Below are 18,548 nucleotides of genomic sequence, written 5' to 3'. Positions count from 1 at the left end.
TACCGGCGATGCTATAGTTAACGGTTAAGGAGTTGGTTGTTGCTCCTGTACGGGTGAAGGTGTAAATCAGGTTGTTAGGTCCGTTTTCTAAGACGCTACTGGGTGATACCGCTAGGGTGATGGTGGGTAAAACAACATCATCATTAGTAATAGTTCCCGTGACGGCGGTATTTGTACCAATGGTATAACCTGTTCCTGAAGCGAGAGTTAAAGCAACGGTTTCATCGCTTTCTGGAGTGCTATCACCTGTGGGGTCAATAGTTAAAGTGGCTGTACTTGCACCGGCAGCAAAGGTGATGGTTTTTCCTGTTCCTGGTGTTGCACCTGTATAGTCGCTACTGCCAGCAGTACCGGCGATGCTATAGTTAACGGTTAAGGAGTTGGTTGTTGCTCCTGTACGGGTGAAGGTGTAAATCAGGTTGTTAGGTCCGTTTTCTAAGACGCTACTGGGTGATACCGCTAGGGTGATGGTGGGAGAACCACCGAAATTTTGACCCAAAGTTAAATATTTGTAAGCGTTATTAACTAACGAATCATTATGATTTCCGACTAGATCACTAGAAAGATCCCAAAAGAACATCCCTCCTAACCCTTTGTCTTTGATATAGTTAGTCTTGATGCCAATTGACTGACTATCTTCGTAGGAACTAAACATTCCACCCTGGTCGGTAGGACTGTAAATATAGGGAACTTTTGCAATATCATCCCAGTAACGGGTATACACACTTGGTTGAGTTTGGAGTTTATTATACAAATCTTTATAATCATAAACACCAGTTGCCCAAGTTCCACTAGCCTTACCACTAGATGACTGTAATAATCCGTTTTTTATATTAGGTACACCAGCCCAACCATATCCATAAGCAGGTGCGCCTAGAACTATATCTTCCGCTGCAACCCCCGCATTCAGATAACCCTGTATGGTAGAGTCTATAGATTGCTGCCCGAAGCCGGCATATAAAGGAGCATTATGGTTAGTGGTTGATTCAAACGTAGAGCCATGATAATCATAGGCCATCAGATTGAAGAAATCGATGTATTGGGAGATTTGTGCTAACTCAAAATTAGCCATAGTCGAAGAACTAGCTGGAGAAGCAACGGTAAGCTGATATTGTTTCCCATCTATAGCTTGTTGTTTATTTAACTCTTGCCGTAATGTTTGTAGCAATAAAGTGTAATTCTGTTTATCTTCTGGACGGTTGATATTTCCTGCTTCTCCTCCACCAACAGGGTATTCCCAATCAATATCCAATCCATCAAAACCATATTTAACCATTAACTGCACCGCAGAAGTTGCGAATTTGGTACGTGAAGAGTCGGTTAAAGCAGCGTCAGAGAAGGGACTAGAAAGTGTCCAACCTCCAACAGACATCATGGTTTTCAGATTAGGATTATTTTGTTTTAAGGCTTTGAGTTCAGCCAAATTACCCGCTAGTCCTGCCTGTGACTGTTGCCAAGTATATTTTCCACCAAATGTCTGTTCTATATCAGCCCAAGGATCTGTGAGTGCTACTTCTCCATTTTCTATTTTTGTAAAGGCGTAGAAAACATGGGTAAGTTTATCCGCAGGAATATCTTGTACCTGAAAATTACGTTCGTATGTACTCCAGTTTGTGTAATATCCACCTACGACATAATTTGGTAAAACAGCAGTATAAGCCTCCATTGCCTCAACTTGCAAAGCTAGAGGCGCTTCAATTAATCCAGTCGCATATTCTAACAACCAATCTCCACCCAATGCAGCACTACCAGTCCAGTCATCAGATGCAGCTACATCTGCCCCAGTCAGTTGACTAATTTGCTGGACAAAAGCTTTACCAATAACCCCCCCAGCCACGTCACAACCATACAGCAGAATGTCTCCTGTGGTAGTGAGAGATTGACCCCACTGCTGCAATTGTGAACTATAACCATTGAGGTTTGCTGAGTTCAGCACAGTTGAACCCAGCGATAAACTACCCTCTCCACCGTGAGAGATAATTTGAAGGCTATCAACGTCTGTAAGTGCTGCTAATTTATCGGTAATTTGCCTAATGCCGTCTCGTCTGGGGTCAAGAATAAACACGAGTGAACCCGGTTCGACACCATCAACTAAACTCTGCCAGTCTGCAACGTTAGGATCAATGAAAACAACAGTTTTGGTAGATTCTGCCATGACTAAAATCCTGTATCTCAGTAATAAAAGGATATTAGAAATATTCACAAATGTGTATAATATGGACTAATTTATCAAATATGAAAACCTGACCCTTGTGTAGAGTAATTCATGTAGGGGTAATTCATGAATTACCCCTACATCGAGAATAGCGATGCTAAGTACCAGCTTGAAAAATCTGGTTAGCAGTTAAGGACACATCTGGGAATGTTGACGAAATTATCCGGTCATGACCTCTAAACTGACTAACTTGATATTCCCCCTCAACTAACGAGTAAATCGAGATAGCTGGTTGCTTAGGATTGCCAAGAAAACGCCTACCTCCGAATGCAGCGTAGTCTACTATCCAGTATTCTGGAATACCTACGGCTTCGTATTGTCCCAGTTTGGTGAAATAGTCATCACGCCAATTAGTGCTAACCACCTCAATCACCAAGGGGATTGACGCGCCCTGAGTAACTGTAGATTGTTTTTTCCACAGTGGTTCATTCACAAGATTGGGGCGACTGACCACCAATATATCTGGTGAATAACCGGATTCATTTTCAGGTGGTTTGACAAGAGCAGTTTTGGGAATGAAGTAGGGAAGATGTAATCGCTTGATATCGGCAGATATTTCTAGTGCCAAAAAACCGACAACATCTTCATGATCTCCTGTAGGCTGTGACATCTCAATAATTACCCCATCATGCAGTTCATACTGTCCCCCTTCTGGTTTCCATTGGGCAAACTCCTCAAAGGTTACTAGCTTGGTTTTAGGTAAGGCTTGAACCATAATTTTACCTACCTTTCTGTTTTCGGCGTTATTGGTTGGCGATGACAAAACGCCCACTATTTTACAATCCCTTGGAGGTAAGCTGTTGTGCCTTTAACTTGAATAATCAATACAAGGAAGATGCTTGTGCTACTGTAACTTCAGGTTTTTGATTATACAGTTTAGCTGCACATCAACTTATTAATTCGTCTGGAATTTTTATCAATATTTGAGTCATTGATAAACCTTAGAGATTAATGTTGTTTTACTAACATTTTTTACTAACATTATAGCCTGTTTTTGAATTATAACAACTAGACGCAAACGCGATCGCTTGAATCAGTTACCGAAAGGCTGAAGTCCAGAAAACAAGTTTCGTGAAGAAACCAGTTTTCTAGATATTGTCACAGAAGGAAATTTTGGCACGGTTACTTTCATTCTGTTTTGCGTAAGTCCTCACCTATACTAAACCCACCAGAATAGCGATCGCTCCCAGTAAGGAATGACTAATAATAATACTATATAAATTACGAAACTTTGCGTAGTTCCAGCCCCAAATTATACCTATAATTAATGTAAATACCAGCGTCGGTATATCTTTATAAATCAGATGTACAAAACTGTAAAGTAAGCTAGAGAGTATAATTTGTACCCAAGTTGCAAATTTTGCTCTCTTAAAAATAGCAAATAAAAACCCCCGATATAAAAACTCTTGGATGGGAGAAGATACACCCACAAAGAAAAGGTAAAATAGCCATTGATATGCTGAGTTATCTAACCGTGATCCATGAGTTAAATAATAAATAAACATGAACGCAGTAAAGATTAATGTTGGTAAAGCGATCGCTGTCAAAGATTTTTTTAAGTTATTATTTGTAAATCCTAATTCTACAGGAGAAAATCGGTATAAATAGGCGATCGCTACTACGACTATAGCTGCCAAAATTAGCACATAAAACCGCCAGGAAAAGGGAATTACTTCTAAAAATACAAGTAAAATTGGTAGAATGTATATCAAAAATACAATCAGAATTACTTTTTGTCGTTCTTGAACAAGTTGCTTATTTTTAGGTAAATGAACCATATTTTTTTATCTCACGCAAAGACGCAAAGGGGAATTAAGGGATATTATGGGGATCTGATATTTAATCATCACTTACTCGCAAATCAATCCAACGAACAAGTAAGAAAAATAAAGGAGCAAAAAACACGATACTGGCAAACCAAGGAGTTAAAGGATTGGTGCTATTCATTCCAAACAAGTGATCAATCATAGAAACACCAAAAATACTACTTAACACAGTAAAACCTAAACTACCTAATAAGAATGACAATAAAATAGGCTGATATTTTTGGGTAGCACTTTTGTATATACTGCTAATAGTAGTGAAAAATAAAATGGCAATAATCGCATAAGTAATCACATTAATTCCAGCTAGAGTACCTCGGAAATCAGAGGAAAATAAGAGACTTTTGGTATGTTCTATACTATAGCTTTGAAAAGGCAACCATAGGAGAATACCTAACTCACAAATAATCAGATAAGTGAGGTATTTATTTTTATTAAAGATGGAATCTGGAGCAAAAAGAATATTTGACACCAGTGCTACAAGTTGAACACCACAAGCAACAATACTGAGAAAATTGAGAATGTAAAACGATCTACTTAGGGAAAAATATTGATGATTTTGTTGCCAAACTTGATAGGATGTGGCAATTCTTAAAAGTCCTTGAAATCCTTTTTTATTATTACTTTTTTTTAGTCGTTTAATGGCTGATTCTAATGCGGATTTTTTGATAATTAAATTGCCTTGTTTGTCAAAAGCTTGATTAATATTAAAAAGGTTTTGGGGAATACTTTTGATCTGTGATTCTGAAGTTTCCCAATCTAAATACAGTGTTTTTAGTTTCTCAGATTTAATTGTTGTCATCGCTTGGGAATTAAATTCTAAAAACATCATGCGATCGCCATTAATCTCGAAAAACAACGCCCCCAAAGTAATAAAAATTGTCACCAATGTTAAAATTAAAAAAGAGCGAGTTTGTACCCGAATCATACAATGCACTCTATAAGCTGCAAATAAAGACATCCAAAGAAACAGGGAAGGATAAATGATAATATGGGGGTAAAGTTGAGCGTAAAGTGTTAAAGTTTCCCGTCCATTAAACTCGGTGAATATGCCCACAGGTAGACAAATTAGCATAGCGATCGCTATCAATCCTAAAACCATTTCCCATTGCCAAGATAACCTTCTTTCAGAAAATAAACGATTCCAAGTTACTTCTTTAGCTAAGGGGTTAGCAACAATTACAGGTAGCCAACTTTTACCAGGTTCAAATTTTTTTTGTAACTGTTGACGGGCATAATTCATTGCCGCAAATAAAGAGCGATCTTGTACAAATGCCTCTAAAAAATACCTTAATAATTCTCTAGCTACGGCAGATTCAACTCTTTCGCGCATGACAATACAATAAGGCAAAGATAGCTCAGTTAATTGATTTGCTAATCCCAAACCATCACAAGAATTAAAAATAGCTATTTGTAATTTTTTCTGAATTGCACCTGTTAACAAATCTCTTAACTCGGCAATTTCAATAATGCCTTCTTCCCCATCGGCGGGATTAATTTGAATCCGTCCAATACGTCCATTGCGATCGCTTTCACTATGGCCAGCAAAAAAGAAAATATGCCAACCTTGACTATCTTGTAATTTTTCTTCTAACTGTTTGCGTGTAGGTTGTCTGAGGATATGAGGATCGCCACCATGTCGCCGCAAACTTTTAATAAAACTGATTTCTTCTGCAAAATTAAGTTTTTCATCACCAAATACTACCAATATCCGAGCAGTTGCTTTTAATTGTGCTGTTTGTTTTTGTGTCAACCGTTTAAAATTAGTCGCACTAATGGCAACTTCTACCCCATTGCTAGTATACCCTGCTAAAGTGTCCCATTCTTGCCAAGGAAGTCCCCGTAATTGTCTATCTTCTGTTTGAACAATAATTTGAACTTCATCTTTTTGACTTATTTTCTCCCTAAATTGTTCCAAAACCAAACTTACACGAGGATCTGGTTGTCCATTTTCATCAACCCAACCATCCCTACCTAACCATTGGTTTAATTCTGCTTTCAAAGAATTAGCTAATTCTGTGAGATTAATTACCCCAAAAGTGCGATTTTCCTGGTTTTTAACAACTTTGCGATCGCCTTGTAAACCAATATAATCTTGCCAATCTTTAAACTTATTTGATAAAGATTTTGGTAGAGGAGAAAGAAAAGAAACCAGTTCTTCTATTTGTCCATATTGATCATAAATAGCAAGAGTGACAGGTAAAACTTCAGAATTATTGATTTGCACCCTACCACCAATTTTAAAGGAGATTTTCCAAGTCATAAACACTCCTTTTTAAGCAATGAAATATTCTCTAATAAAACTTTCTCCTATCCGTAACTCTACCCAAAATTCCTCACCTGGAGATAATTCTAGGGGTATAGATATCAAATCACCAGATTTATTTACTGTTTCTGTATGTGTATGTGATTCATCTGGTACACTCACTTGCATACCTATAGGTAAAAAAGTATTTTCACTTTGAATAGTGACTATAACATTAACTAATTCCTCACTGGGTTGGGAAATGGAAAGCTGCATTTTAAATATTTGTCCTGCTAGGGAGATATTTTTATTGCAGATAGCATTTCTCAGATTCCGCGTTGCAGGTTGCCAATCTCCCTCATAAATATTATTCAACCAATTTCTTAAATAAGTAATTTTTTTTTCTGTAAATTCTAGGGATATCTCATCAATTTCTGCTGTTTCTACTGGTAAAGATGTTTCTTTCTCAGATAAATAATCAATCAGAGCATCCATAGATTGTAAATCTGTTATTTCTAATTCTTCATGTTTAGTATCAAAAGCAGGTAAAAAACCCAGCAATAGGGCTTCTTTTTCTGAATCAGCAATTTCTATAAATAAATAGCCGATGTTATTACTAATAATATCAGATGGTAAAATAATTTTTTCCTGTTCTTTTTTAATGACACAACATTCTAAATTACCTAATCCTAATAATTCTAATTCGTTAGCTTCACTCCATAAACGTTGAATGACATTCCATCTTTCTGTCCGATTTAGATTAGTCTGAAAACCAAGTATCTGAAAATAAGCATCAGCAACAAATACAGCCAAGGTATTCAAATAAATTCTTTGTTGTATATTTGGTGTAAAATATTGTGCTGCATAAGTTCTAGCTTGGTGGCGAAAGGATGCAGTAATGGGAAAGGTAATAGCTAAATCATGTAATACATTTAGTTTATTTAGTTTATCATTCATTGTTTTCTTCTCCAAATAATTTTTGATTTTCTGCTAACCATTTTTGCAGTAATGGTTCACATTTTCTATTCCAATGGGATCTCAGCGAACCCTGCGGTGATCCAACTTCATCAGCTATTTCTTGCCATTTTTTTCCTTGGATACGGTTCAGTTCAGCAAATAATTGACAGTTAGCTTTTGGGTTATCTCTGATGTGACAATCTTTGAGAACATTATCAGGATCTTCTATAATCCATTGCTTAAATGATTCCCAAGTTGCAATGAGTAAAGTCGCATCTATAGGAGAAACTCTTTGCTCTAATGGATCAATAGATATTTCATCATTTTGTAAGACAGACTGTATGCGATTTTTATAACCGTTGACTGTTCTTATTTCATCTCTGTACTTATTTATTAGACACCTGTTAAACCAGTGTAGAAATAATCCCCGATCTGGATCATACTTCTCACATAATGTTTTACTAGATAAATCAACCAGAGTTTTTTGTAATGCTTCTTCATAAATATCCTCGTTGTTGTCATTCCCTGCTGATGGCCTCCAAATACGTCCTGATTTGAGAAGCGATCGCAGTAAACCGTTAATTGCTTGACGGTGCTGGCGGGTGTCTTTGGGGTACTTGCAAGCTTCCTTGACGAGGATTTGCAGGTGGAGGTTTAGATCATTCATACACTTATGACATTTTAGTAAGAACATCATTAAGTATAGAATAATCTCTACTATTATTTATACGAAGAATAATTAACTCGTGTTGCAAATATTTATTTATATTTTTTTGTATTTGTTTTTTTTGTATTTGTTTATAGTTTTTTGGAGAGCGATCGCAGCGATCGCGCTGATCCGATATAATAGTATAAATACTATCAACAAGTCTTGACTATGCAGATTAGTGAAGAAATTACAATCAAAGTGAGTCCTAAAGTTGCTCAAGCCTATCAAAAAGCAACAGAACGGAAAAAGCAATCTTTGGCAACGCTGGTTAGTTTATTTTTACGAGAGGATCTGAATGAGGAAGTTGATTTTCTTGGTAAATTGATGGATGAAATTCTTGTACTGAGCGAAGCCGAAGTAGCGATAGAGTAGTTTCCAGAGACTTGACACCAGAAATTTTGGAGACAATTCTGAATGAATAATCTCCCTAAATATGTCTTAGATAAGCTGTTATGCAGCTAAACTGTATAATCTTAATATTCTTAAGTCTTGTGGAACAGGCATCTTGCCTGTTAACCTTATATAAATTAAATGCACAACAGCTTACCAATATTATTGTTAGTTAGACAATTTTTAGAGATGGAATAATTTGGGTTGATATTGGGTTTTGTTGATTCAACCAACCAAAAAGCGATCGCCTCTTACACATTACTATCATCACATTTTCAACATTATTCAGGACTTACGCAAAAAAGACCGAAAGTAGGGGTAATGCCCTTCGGGAAGCAAGCTACATGAATTACCCCTACAAACTAATTTTGAGTCTGATCTTGTCCATTCGCTCAGGCTGTCATGAATACGCAACCATGTTCCGTCCTTCAGATATCTATTGAGTCGGTTTAGCAATATCTCCGACTTTAAATTTTCCACCACTAGTAATTTTGCCAACGCTAGATGTAGCATCTACCTCAACTAATTCAATTATGCCAATTGGTTGAGTAACATTGCGAATAACTTTACCTGTAGTGGGGTCTTTAACTTGTTTTGTTACCCTTTCAATTGATAACTTCATTCCCACTCGATAACCATCAGATTTACCTTTGTTTAAAATCACAGTATTTCCTGTGGCATCAGCTACGGTAGCGGTGACACTTGGTAAAGATTTTGGCAAAGATGCTAAATCTGTTGATTTATTATTTAATTCCGTAACGACTTGCTCGATGGCTTTCTCTGTTGCCTTTGTTAATAACTTACTTTCATTAACTGTTACTGAACCTCCACCAAATGGACCAACTCTAACTTGAGTATCTGACTGACTATCATTACCATTACCTTCGGCAACAAATAATATTTCTGATGTAGTAGTATTCACTACCCGGATATTCAATTTGACGTAAGCATCTGTATCAGTAGATGCTGCTCCGAATCCTAAAAATCCTCCTCCAGAGCGCCGTTGTTGAAGGTCAAATTGAGTTACTGAGCCAATTATAACTGCTTCTACACCTAAAATCTTACCAATTTGAGCCGCAGTACCAGCATCAACTCGTCCAGAATCACCGAAATTTTGTTCCCTCAAAATAGCGTCTATTTGACTGCGTTCAATGACAGAAAAATTACCATCTTTGACTAATCTGTTGACTAGGATATCACTTACACCCTTGCTTCCTCCTTGTAAAATAGATAACAGATTAGGGTTGCTAACACTGCTGAAATCAAAATCAAGAACGGCAATTCTCACTTTTTCTTTACTTGCCAATCTAAAGTTTCTTGAGGAATTATTACTTTGGGCAATTTTTGGTATTTCATTTGCATTAGCCTCTTTACCCTCAAAAATTCCTGAACTGAGAATTAAACATGAGGTAATCACGGGCAAATATAAGCTAAACACTAAAGTCGTATTTCTACAGCAACGAATTTGATTCATCTATTTATCCTTGTTAAGCGAATATAAAGCAATACTCAGGTCAGTTGTAAAACCCTGGTTGTAATCTTGAAAAATCAATCAATTTTCACTGTATTAACCATAATTTCCAATTCCTGTGAAATGAATGTTTGATGAGTGATAAAGTAAATTGCTGAACTAGATGTAAATACTAAATACTGTTCACAATCTATATACGAACCAGATTCACTCGGTGTTGCAAAAAGGTAAAAAAATTTCAAGATTGTGACAACTTCCTCCTGACTCCTGTACAGGTCGAGCCAAAAACGCTGGTAATCCAAGAGAATTATCTAAAATTGTCCTTGCAGCATTCTACCTTTGATTTTACGGACATAATTACCTTTAGTATTTATACATTCCTGCATTCTCTTATTTTGCGCTGGAGTACTGCGAGAATCAGAGTTATTTCCTGCTAATAATCCCCAACCACTAGAAACATTATCACTGAATGCAGCTAAAACAGTAGAATATTTGCTTAAAAATTCATACTCTGGTAATTCTCTAACATTCATTACCTGGATTTCCTGATTATTCCCATCAATGTAAAGTTTACCTCCTCGATTTGATACGCTACTAATCATAATTTCTTCTCGTCCACGATAGTTATTAGGTGGTCCATCAACTATTTTGATGCAAATTTTTCCATGACGATTTAAAATCTCTCTCCTAGAGTTATTAAACATAGTTCCTGGGGTATAATAAGCACCTGAAGGAAGTTTAGATTCTGGTTTGGGTGATGCAAATGCTAAGGGTGATATTGATGTAATTAATGCAGTTGTGATTGTGAAATTGATAAACAAGTTTTTCATTTTTTTCTCCAATAATTTTTGTGAGGTATTATCTGTTATCTAAATGCAAACTGTTTGTCCCCAAACTGTTTTGATTTTTGTTCCTGTATCAAAACATTAGGTATTAAGAATTTGCCGACTTTCCCAGATTTATTACAAATCCAAATCAACTTTACATCTTCTAGCAAATTCCAAGGAATTTCGAGAAAGTTGCTTGATAGCTTTTTCCCTCTTACTGTTTAACCAAGCTTTGAGAATAAATGAAATAGCCATCAACGGACCAATGATAAAAAAAGCATAAATCCAAAGAGCTGCTACCGTTAACATGATCCCAAGAACAAATGCAATTCCAATTAATCCAAATCCTGCTAAACCTCCAAACATGGATGAGATAAAATCCATTACATTTGTAACAAACCAAACAACACCATCTGAAATTAAAATAACCCCTTTCAGTATTTTATTGACTTGCCGTGCATAATCATCAGCCAATTTACTCACTTCTGCTTTATCTGCTTGTAAAGCATCAATATCCGCCATGTACGTGAACAGCTTGTGAAATTCACCATCATCTTTGATAGCAATGATAGTAAATTCATTTTCATTCTGCATTAACATCTTCAGTATTATGGGAATACCCAACACTTCTGATGTTTCAGTATATTGCATTACATTTGACATTTTGACTCCAAAACTTTGTAAGTAAATCTTCTGAGGTTTCTAGCCAGCACAGGAGTTACCAAAATAGGCTTACTTTATATACGCTCACTGTTTGTCCTGTGTTGCAAATAGTGAGGAAATTTTTTTTAAATACCTCTAATCTTTGATTCATCTGGGTTTTAGGTTTATTCAGTATCTCCTAAGTAGAACTAAGTAAAGCCAAATAAAGCGATCGCACCACATTATTTCACTAACAACTAACAGCAATTTATTTATTTCAGTCAAATTTAGCAAATATGGGCTTATATTAAATTCATAGATTGTTTAAGTTTATGATTTTTATACAAAAAACATTAACTTCAATAAATTGAACTAGGAGCGAACTGCTTGCAGCAGCGCTTCGCTATCGCTCTTTGATCCCACATTCCGCACTTCAAATTGTAGTACATATACAAGTATTATAAGCAGCATAAAGACTTAAATATAAATACGCAATTAAGACAGTAAAAATATAGACGTTAATTTACATTTGACTACTAAAGAGAAATTCATAGGGCATTGATAATAAATTCAGGAAAAAAATGAGAGAATAAGACTGAATTAAATAAAAATGCCAAGAAATATGAATTACCAAAAAGAAGAAATGGAGCGAAAGTAATTTAAAATTAATGTCAAACATGAAATGGATAAGTCGAGTACCATTATCCATTAAAAAAGCCAAGATAAGAGTAAAAGCCTTTATAAATAAAGACCTGAAAGCCTGTAAAATAAAGGGTTATGGTTCGACTGCGCTCACCAACCATAGCTATCTCGAAGAGAAAGTATCTTATGGAGGAATAGAGCAAAGATGGTTATTAGTAGAAAGTGCAGAAAGAAAAAAAGCAGACTTAAATAAACTAGACAAAAAAATCCAAGAAGAGTTATTAAAAGCTAACAAACAAATAGCGAAATTAGAACAGGAAGAATTTACAGATAAATCTTTGACCGAATTAAAAGTCAAAGAAATAACAACCAAATTAAAATATCATCAAATATCAGACCCTCGAATTACTGAAACCAATAAAGGAAAAACAACAGTTTATAGAGTGAAATGTAAATTAAGAGAAAATCAGGAGTTAATTACACAACAGCAAAACTCTTGTGGCAGGCACAAAAATCCACAGTTAAAAATCAATTGAATAAACCCACAGAATCTCCCACATTAAGATGGATATTTCAATGTTTTCAAGGGATTCATCTTTTAATGATACAAGGATTTCAACGAATTCTTAATTTAACGGAGTCGCATTGTCATATCTTGCAATTCCTACCTGCTACTTGCCAAAAATATTATTTATTATCTTAGTTGTTCTCTCTGGTTTGACGATTTCATTGGTTATCTTTTTGATAACTGATTGCACACCTTGAATTAAATATTATTGTTGAAACAGCTTTTAAACACAAATAAAAGCTCAACTTTGTGTGTTCATAATTTTGTTTTCCACTGATACGTAATTGTTCAAACCATAAGTTTTAATTGACCGTCAATGTAGTTTAATTATGCTACTTTATGAAGTGCGGAATGTGGGTTATTACTTTATTGACCCATTTATTTCCCAAACTTCACCCTAGCGTTCACGAAGTGCAGCGTAGCTATCGCTCTTCCCCATAACTAGCAACTTGGGTTAATAGCTGATTAAAAAACATAAAATTGATTACCCAGTCCCCAGTTACCAGTCCCCAGTCACCTAAATTGGTAAACGATTAATATCTTTATTGCAACCAATTACCACCATAGCTGAACCACGTTCTAAACGCTTAGTGGGATCAGGATTAATCTTAAATTTACCATCCTGACTTACTGCTAACAAATTTAAACCATAACGGTTTCTCAGTTGAATTTCTGCAACAGTTTTACCGTGAAATTCATCAGGGACAATTACTTCAACAATGCTATGATCTGGATCGAGGTCAAAGCGATCTAAAATAGATGGTCTAGTGAGAGTTCTTGCTAAAGCACAACCAGCTTCATATTCTGGGAAAACTACATGATCTGCTCCCACTCGTTTTAATAGCTTGCGGTGAACTTCACTAGAAGCTTTTGCAACTACATGAGGTACACCAGCTTCTTTAACATTAAGAGTGGTGATAATACTTTCTTGAATGTAATTACCAATAGCCACAATTACTGTATCAAATTCAAAAATACCAGCTTCTTTGAGTGCAGCAGGTTCAGTAGAGTCTAGTTGCACTGCATGACCGACTATTTGATCATTTAAAGCTTCAGCAACTCGCTTTTCATCCACATCAGTAGCCAAAACTTGATAACCTAAACTGTGCAGTGTTGCACAAACAGAACGACCAAAACGACCTAACCCAATTACAGCAAATTGCTGATTATCGTGCCGTAAACTGCGAAAAAATTTTAATGATGAAAGATTCATAATTTTGTAAGTTGTCAGTTTTCCGTTGTCATTAGTTATTAGTCATTAGTTATTAGTTATTAGTTATTTTCACCCAATCACCAATCACTAATCACCAATCACCCATTAACCAACAAGTAAATTTTCTTCAGGATAGTGAACTCTACTCAGACGAGGATCACCTAATATAGCTGACATTAATAATAAAACACCGACTCTACCAATGTACATAGTGACAATTAAAATTATTTTTGCTCCAGTGGAAACACCTGCTGTTATTCCTGTGGATAAACCCACTGTACCAAATGCTGATACCACCTCAAAAAGAATTTGAATAAACTCTAATTTCGGATCTGTAATACTAATTAAAATCGTTGCGCCAATCACTGTAGCTAGAGAACCAAAAACTACACCTACAGCTTTTAAAATCAGTGATATTGCTATCTTACGCTCATACAGTAAAACTTCCTCTTTCCCTTGGAGGATTGCCCTTGTACAACTAGTGAGAACTCTTAAAGTCGTGGTTTTTATACCTCCTCCTGTACCACCAGGACTGGCACCAATAAACATTAAAGCAATGGTAATAAATAACCCGGCATCAGTCATTTTACCAATATCAACAGTGTTAAATCCAGCGGTTCTAGGGGTAACAGATTGAAACCAAGCTAATAATAATTGCTCAGGAAAACTAAAATTACCAAAGGTTTCAGGATTTCTCATTTCTATGAACAAAAAAGCAATTGTTCCCACAACTAAAAGCAGTAGAGTCGTACTGGTTGCTACTTTAAAGTCAAGAGAGAATACTATGGCATGAGGTTTCTTTAAGCATCTATCACGAAACCAAAAATACATATCTAAAATAACCTGATAACCAATGCCTCCAAAAATAATTAAGCCTGTAACAGTGAAAACTACTAAGATAGAGGTTTGATAGCCTATTAAATTGTCTTTGAATAGGCTAAAACCTGCATTATTAAAAGAATTGATACTGTGAAATATTGATAACCAAAGTCCTTGATCCCAACCAAAATCTTTAACAAAAGCTGGCAATAACAAAAATATTCCCGTAATTTCAAAAATCAGAGTTGTAGCAATGATAGAGCGGATAATTTGGGTACTACCACTCATTCCTGGGCGGTCTAAAGCTTGTTGAATCGCTAATTTTTGCCTCAGATCAAATCTTTTGCCAATTAATAAAATCAAAAAGGTGGTAGTTGTCATGTATCCTAAACCACCAATTTGTACTAGCATGACAATAAACAATTGACCCCAAAAGGAAAAACCAGTACCAGTATCAACTACAGCTAAACCTGTAACACAAACTGCGGAGGTTGAGGTGAATAGTGCTACAATGGGGTCATTCCAGGTACCATTGCTAGTGGAAAAAGGCATCATTAATAGGATAGTTCCTGCCAGGATAACAGTCAGAAATCCTAAGCAGATTGTACGAGCAACAGTCATAAGTAATTCCAAATTTTCCTATAAAAGCAAAATTGCCTTATCTAATTAAAAACATAAATGGTAGCCTAAAAATATATTTTTTTTACTTAGGCTTGATCTTCATCTAGTTGATTCATGAGTACAACACTTTATAAGCAAATTCAAGACTTTTATGATGCTTCCTCTGGACTATGGGAACAAATTTGGGGAGAACATATGCACCACGGCTATTATGGTGCAGATGGTAAGCAGCAAAAAGACCGTCGTCAGGCACAAATTGATTTAATCGAAGAACTGCTGAACTGGTCAGGTGTCAAGGATGCAGAGAATATCCTCGATGTGGGTTGTGGGATTGGTGGCAGTTCTTTATACTTAGCGCAAAAGTTTAATGCTAAGTCCACAGGAATCACACTTAGCCCTGTACAAGCCGCTAGAGCCAAGGAAAGAGCCTTGGAGGCTAATTTGGGTTCTAGGAGTAATTTCCTGGTTGCCAATGCCCAAGAAATGCCTTTTGCTGATGCTTCTTTTGACCTGGTGTGGTCTTTAGAAAGTGGCGAACATATGCCAAATAAAACCAAGTTTCTGCAAGAGTGTTATCGGGTGTTAAAGCCTGGTGGTACTTTGATTATGGTGACATGGTGTCATCGTCCTACGGATGTTTCACCTTTGACTGCTGATGAACAAAAGCATTTACAGGACATTTATCGGGTTTATTGTTTACCCTATGTAATTTCCTTGCCAGAGTATGAGGCGATCGCTCATCAATTACCATTAAACAACGTTCGCACCGCTGATTGGTCCACTGCTGTTGCACCTTTTTGGAATTTTGTGATTGATTCTGCTTTTACTCCTCAAGCATTTTTTGGGTTACTTTTTTCGGGTTGGAGTACAATTCAAGGGGCGCTTTCTTTGGGGTTGATGAGTCGGGGTTATGAACGGGGTTTGATTCGGTTTGGGTTGTTGTGTGGGAAGAGGTGACTGGTGATTGGTGACTGGTGATTGGTGACTGGTGATTGGTGATTGGTGACTGGTGATTGGTGACTGGTGATTGGTGACTGGTGATTGGTGACTGGTGATTGGTGACTGGTGATTGGTGACTGGTGATTGGTGACTGGGAAAAACCTTTTTCTCCCCTGTTCCCTATGCCCTGCGGTAAAATCCAAAATCTAAAATCTAAAATCGAGTAATGAATCAATTTTTTCAACAAAATTCACCTATTTTTCCAGGAAGTCGGCTTTATGCTTTTTGGAAGTTTTCCCGTCCACATACTATTATTGGCACAAGTTTAAGTGTTTTCGGTTTATATTTACTGACCCTTGGTGTCACTTCTACAAGTTTTTCTGTAGTTCATTTAGGGCAGATTTTCGGAACTTGGTTAGCTTGTATTGCTGGTAATATCTATATTGTTGGTTTGAATCAATTACAAGATGTAGATATTGACAAAATTAATAAACCTCATTTACCTTTAGCTTCAGGAGAATTTTCTAGAGAACAAGGAACTTTAATAGTTGTTATTACTGGTATTTTAGCTTTGGTTGTAGCTTGGCTAAATGGACCATATTTGTTGGGAATGGTGGGGATAAGTTTATTAATTGGTACTGCTTATTCTTTACCACCTATTCGTTTAAAACAGTTTCCTTTTTGGGCAGCTTTGTGTATTTTTTCCGTGCGGGGAACTATTGTTAATTTAGGACTGTTTTTACATTTTAGTTGGTTATTCCAAAGAAGCCAAGGTATACCCAGTGCGGTGTGGGTTTTGACAGCGTTTATCTTGGTGTTTACATTTGCGATCGCCATCTTTAAAGATATTCCCGATCTAGAAGGAGACAAACTTTATAATATTACCACTTTTACTATACAATTAGGACAAAGAAAAGTATTTAAACTCGCCCTTTGGGTATTAACAGTTTGTTATCTAGGGATGATGTTTGTGGGTATATTCAGATTAGCTGAAGTGAATCCTATATTTCTCTTTATTAGTCATCTTATACCCTTAGTTTTAATCTGGAGAAAAAGTCAAAAAGTGGACTTGCAAAACAAAAGCGAAATTGCTCAATTTTATCAGTTTATCTGGAAACTGTTTTTTATAGAATATCTCATTTTTCCTATTGCTGCTATTTTAGCTTAGTTAGACCAGGGATTTACAGGGATTTACAATGATGTTAGAAAATTCACAACTGAGTAATATAATTGCAATTTCTTCAGTCACTGTTAGTATCAGCTTTCTGATTTATTTTGCCGTTAAAACATTAATAACCTCAAATTTATTTCAAAAAGGAGTTAATCTTTTTCAAGCAAAAGACTATGCAGGTGCAGAAGCAGCTTTTCGGCAAGTAATAGCAATAAATTCTACTAATGATGTAGTGAGGTTGTTATTAGGTGATTTGTTAAACCATCAAGGAAAAATTGAAGAAGCTAAGGAAGTATTTAATGATGTAATTACTCGCAGTCCCAAAAATCCTGATGCTTATTTAAGGTTAGCAAATATTCAATTATTGCAAGACGAAAAAGCAGAAGCACTCCAAAATTTACAAACATCAAAAGCACTATTTCAGAAACAACGTCAACCGCAAAAAGCAGCAACTATCGAGAAAATTCTCAAAGAGATAGGTAATAGGTGACAGGTGACAGGTGACAGTAAATAATTAATTACCAATTACCAATTACCAATGACCAAAAAAAAAGTTTACATCGTTGGTGCAGGCCCTGGAGACGTGGCATATTTAACAGTGAAAGCTTTTCGTCTCTTGGCATCTGCTGAGGTTTTAATTTATGATGCTTTAGTAGATAAGGAATTATTAGAATGTGTACCACCAAATTGTTTAAAATTAGATGTGGGTAAACGCGGAGGTAAACCTAGCACTCCCCAAGGAGAAATTAACAGTTTATTGGTGAAGTATTGCCGGGAAGGGAAACAAGTTGTTAGACTGAAATCAGGTGATCCGTTTATTTTTGGACGTTGTATTTCAGAAATAGAAGCGTTAAAATCTGCGGGTTGTGAGTATGAAGTCATACCAGGAATTTCTTCAGCTTTAGCAGCACCTTTATTAGCAGGAATACCCCTCACAGATACCGTACTCAGTCGCTGTTTTGCAGTGTTAACAGCACACGAACCAGAGGTTTTAGACTGGGAAGCATTATCAAGATTAGAAACTTTAGTAATTTTGATGGGGGGAAAAAATCTGGCGGAGATTGTCCATCAACTGCTAAGATATGGAAAGTCGCAATCCACACCCATTGCTATCATCCGTTGGGCAGGAACTCCCAGTCAAGAAGTCTGGACAGGTGAACTAGGTAATATTTTGACAAAAACTACGGGTTTATATTTATCCCCATCTGTAATTGTTATTGGTGAAGTTGTAGGATTAAGGAAGTTCCTATAATATGAAAAAATATAGAATATTATAAATTGCTAAACATAAATTGC

The 18,548-nt window shown here is 36.2% G+C and carries 18 protein-coding genes; 6 read left to right on the top strand and 12 right to left on the bottom strand.

The window, feature by feature from the left end; genetic code table 11:
- The 6 genes from H6F45_RS17760 to H6F45_RS17735 form a co-directional block, all read right to left on the bottom strand.
- A partial coding sequence (locus H6F45_RS17760) for a glycosyl hydrolase family 18 protein (RefSeq protein ID WP_190347961.1) occupies positions 1 to 2,155 on the bottom strand: 2,155 nt, incomplete at its 3' end.
- Between the two features lie 157 nt (positions 2,156 to 2,312).
- Complete coding sequence (locus tag H6F45_RS17755) at positions 2,313 to 2,930, bottom strand: Uma2 family endonuclease (RefSeq protein ID WP_190347960.1); 618 nt, start codon at positions 2,928 to 2,930, stop codon at positions 2,313 to 2,315.
- Positions 2,931 to 3,369: 439 nt separating this feature from the next.
- A complete protein-coding gene (locus tag H6F45_RS17750; protein WP_190347959.1) occupies positions 3,370 to 3,993 on the bottom strand; it encodes a type II CAAX endopeptidase family protein in 624 nt (207 codons plus the stop codon).
- Positions 3,994 to 4,054: 61 nt separating this feature from the next.
- Complete coding sequence (locus tag H6F45_RS17745) at positions 4,055 to 6,301, bottom strand: CHAT domain-containing protein (protein ID WP_137667230.1); 2,247 nt, start codon at positions 6,299 to 6,301, stop codon at positions 4,055 to 4,057.
- Positions 6,302 to 6,313: 12 nt separating this feature from the next.
- Positions 6,314 to 7,240 carry a DUF1822 family protein gene (locus H6F45_RS17740; RefSeq protein WP_190347958.1) on the bottom strand — a complete coding sequence of 309 codons (927 nt, stop codon included), beginning with the start codon at positions 7,238 to 7,240 and terminating at the stop codon, positions 6,314 to 6,316.
- Entirely contained in the window at positions 7,233 to 7,907 is a 675-nt protein-coding gene (locus H6F45_RS17735; protein WP_190347957.1) for a sigma-70 family RNA polymerase sigma factor, read from the bottom strand. The genes H6F45_RS17740 and H6F45_RS17735 overlap by 8 nt, the downstream gene beginning before the upstream one ends.
- A gap of 210 nt (positions 7,908 to 8,117) precedes the next feature.
- Here H6F45_RS17735 and H6F45_RS17730 point away from each other — a divergent pair, with 210 nt between their 5' ends.
- Positions 8,118 to 8,321, top strand: coding sequence for a hypothetical protein (locus H6F45_RS17730; protein ID WP_199291034.1), 204 nt, complete (start codon positions 8,118 to 8,120; stop codon positions 8,319 to 8,321).
- Between the two features lie 454 nt (positions 8,322 to 8,775).
- On the opposite strand, the gene H6F45_RS17725 is transcribed toward H6F45_RS17730, so the two are convergent.
- The 3 genes from H6F45_RS17725 to H6F45_RS17715 form a co-directional block, all read right to left on the bottom strand.
- The gene (locus H6F45_RS17725) at positions 8,776 to 9,813 is read right to left on the bottom strand and encodes a CsgG/HfaB family protein (RefSeq protein ID WP_190347956.1); all 1,038 of its coding nucleotides are present in this window, start codon (positions 9,811 to 9,813) and stop codon (positions 8,776 to 8,778) included.
- Positions 9,814 to 10,121: 308 nt separating this feature from the next.
- Positions 10,122 to 10,640 carry a hypothetical protein gene (locus H6F45_RS17720; RefSeq protein WP_190347955.1) on the bottom strand — a complete coding sequence of 173 codons (519 nt, stop codon included), beginning with the start codon at positions 10,638 to 10,640 and terminating at the stop codon, positions 10,122 to 10,124.
- Positions 10,641 to 10,772: 132 nt separating this feature from the next.
- On the bottom strand, positions 10,773 to 11,300 hold the full coding sequence (locus H6F45_RS17715; protein ID WP_137667218.1) for a hypothetical protein: 528 nt from the start codon (positions 11,298 to 11,300) through the stop codon (positions 10,773 to 10,775).
- A gap of 647 nt (positions 11,301 to 11,947) precedes the next feature.
- On the opposite strand from H6F45_RS17715, the gene H6F45_RS17710 reads away from it, so the two are divergent.
- Positions 11,948 to 12,457 carry a hypothetical protein gene (locus H6F45_RS17710; RefSeq protein WP_096572247.1) on the top strand — a complete coding sequence of 170 codons (510 nt, stop codon included), beginning with the start codon at positions 11,948 to 11,950 and terminating at the stop codon, positions 12,455 to 12,457.
- Positions 12,458 to 13,006: 549 nt separating this feature from the next.
- Here H6F45_RS17710 and H6F45_RS17705 read toward each other — a convergent pair.
- Together H6F45_RS17705 and H6F45_RS17700 are read right to left on the bottom strand one after the other, a co-directional pair.
- On the bottom strand, positions 13,007 to 13,702 hold the full coding sequence (locus H6F45_RS17705) for a TrkA family potassium uptake protein (protein ID WP_096572248.1): 696 nt from the start codon (positions 13,700 to 13,702) through the stop codon (positions 13,007 to 13,009).
- 105 nt (positions 13,703 to 13,807) lie between these two features.
- Positions 13,808 to 15,142 (bottom strand): TrkH family potassium uptake protein, encoded by a 1,335-nt coding sequence (locus tag H6F45_RS17700; RefSeq protein WP_096572249.1) that lies wholly within the window; start codon positions 15,140 to 15,142, stop codon positions 13,808 to 13,810.
- A 114-nt stretch (positions 15,143 to 15,256) separates the two neighbouring features.
- Here H6F45_RS17700 and H6F45_RS17695 point away from each other — a divergent pair, with 114 nt between their 5' ends.
- Positions 15,257 to 16,099 (top strand): methyltransferase domain-containing protein, encoded by an 843-nt coding sequence (locus H6F45_RS17695; RefSeq protein ID WP_096572250.1) that lies wholly within the window; start codon positions 15,257 to 15,259, stop codon positions 16,097 to 16,099.
- On the opposite strand, the gene H6F45_RS17690 is transcribed toward H6F45_RS17695, so the two are convergent.
- Positions 16,051 to 16,284, bottom strand: coding sequence for a hypothetical protein (locus H6F45_RS17690; RefSeq protein ID WP_190347954.1), 234 nt, complete (start codon positions 16,282 to 16,284; stop codon positions 16,051 to 16,053). The genes H6F45_RS17695 and H6F45_RS17690 overlap by 49 nt on opposite strands.
- Before the next feature lie 23 nt (positions 16,285 to 16,307).
- Here H6F45_RS17690 and H6F45_RS17685 point away from each other — a divergent pair, with 23 nt between their 5' ends.
- From H6F45_RS17685 to cobA, 3 genes are read left to right on the top strand one after another with little or no spacing between them, the layout of a single operon-like run.
- On the top strand, positions 16,308 to 17,249 hold the full coding sequence (locus tag H6F45_RS17685) for a homogentisate phytyltransferase (protein ID WP_137667217.1): 942 nt from the start codon (positions 16,308 to 16,310) through the stop codon (positions 17,247 to 17,249).
- 31 nt (positions 17,250 to 17,280) lie between these two features.
- Complete coding sequence (locus H6F45_RS17680) at positions 17,281 to 17,742, top strand: tetratricopeptide repeat protein (protein WP_096572252.1); 462 nt, start codon at positions 17,281 to 17,283, stop codon at positions 17,740 to 17,742.
- Positions 17,743 to 17,790: 48 nt separating this feature from the next.
- Positions 17,791 to 18,504, top strand: a complete 714-nt coding sequence (gene cobA, locus H6F45_RS27365; protein ID WP_190347953.1) for a uroporphyrinogen-III C-methyltransferase — start codon at positions 17,791 to 17,793, stop codon at positions 18,502 to 18,504.
- Positions 18,505 to 18,548 lie beyond the last annotated feature (44 nt).

Origin of the sequence: Sphaerospermopsis sp. FACHB-1194 (assembly GCF_014696235.1) — a bacterium.
Taxonomy (GTDB): Bacteria; Cyanobacteriota; Cyanobacteriia; order Cyanobacteriales; family Nostocaceae; genus Sphaerospermopsis; species Sphaerospermopsis kisseleviana.
This window is presented reverse-complemented; position numbering and strand designations above follow the sequence as displayed.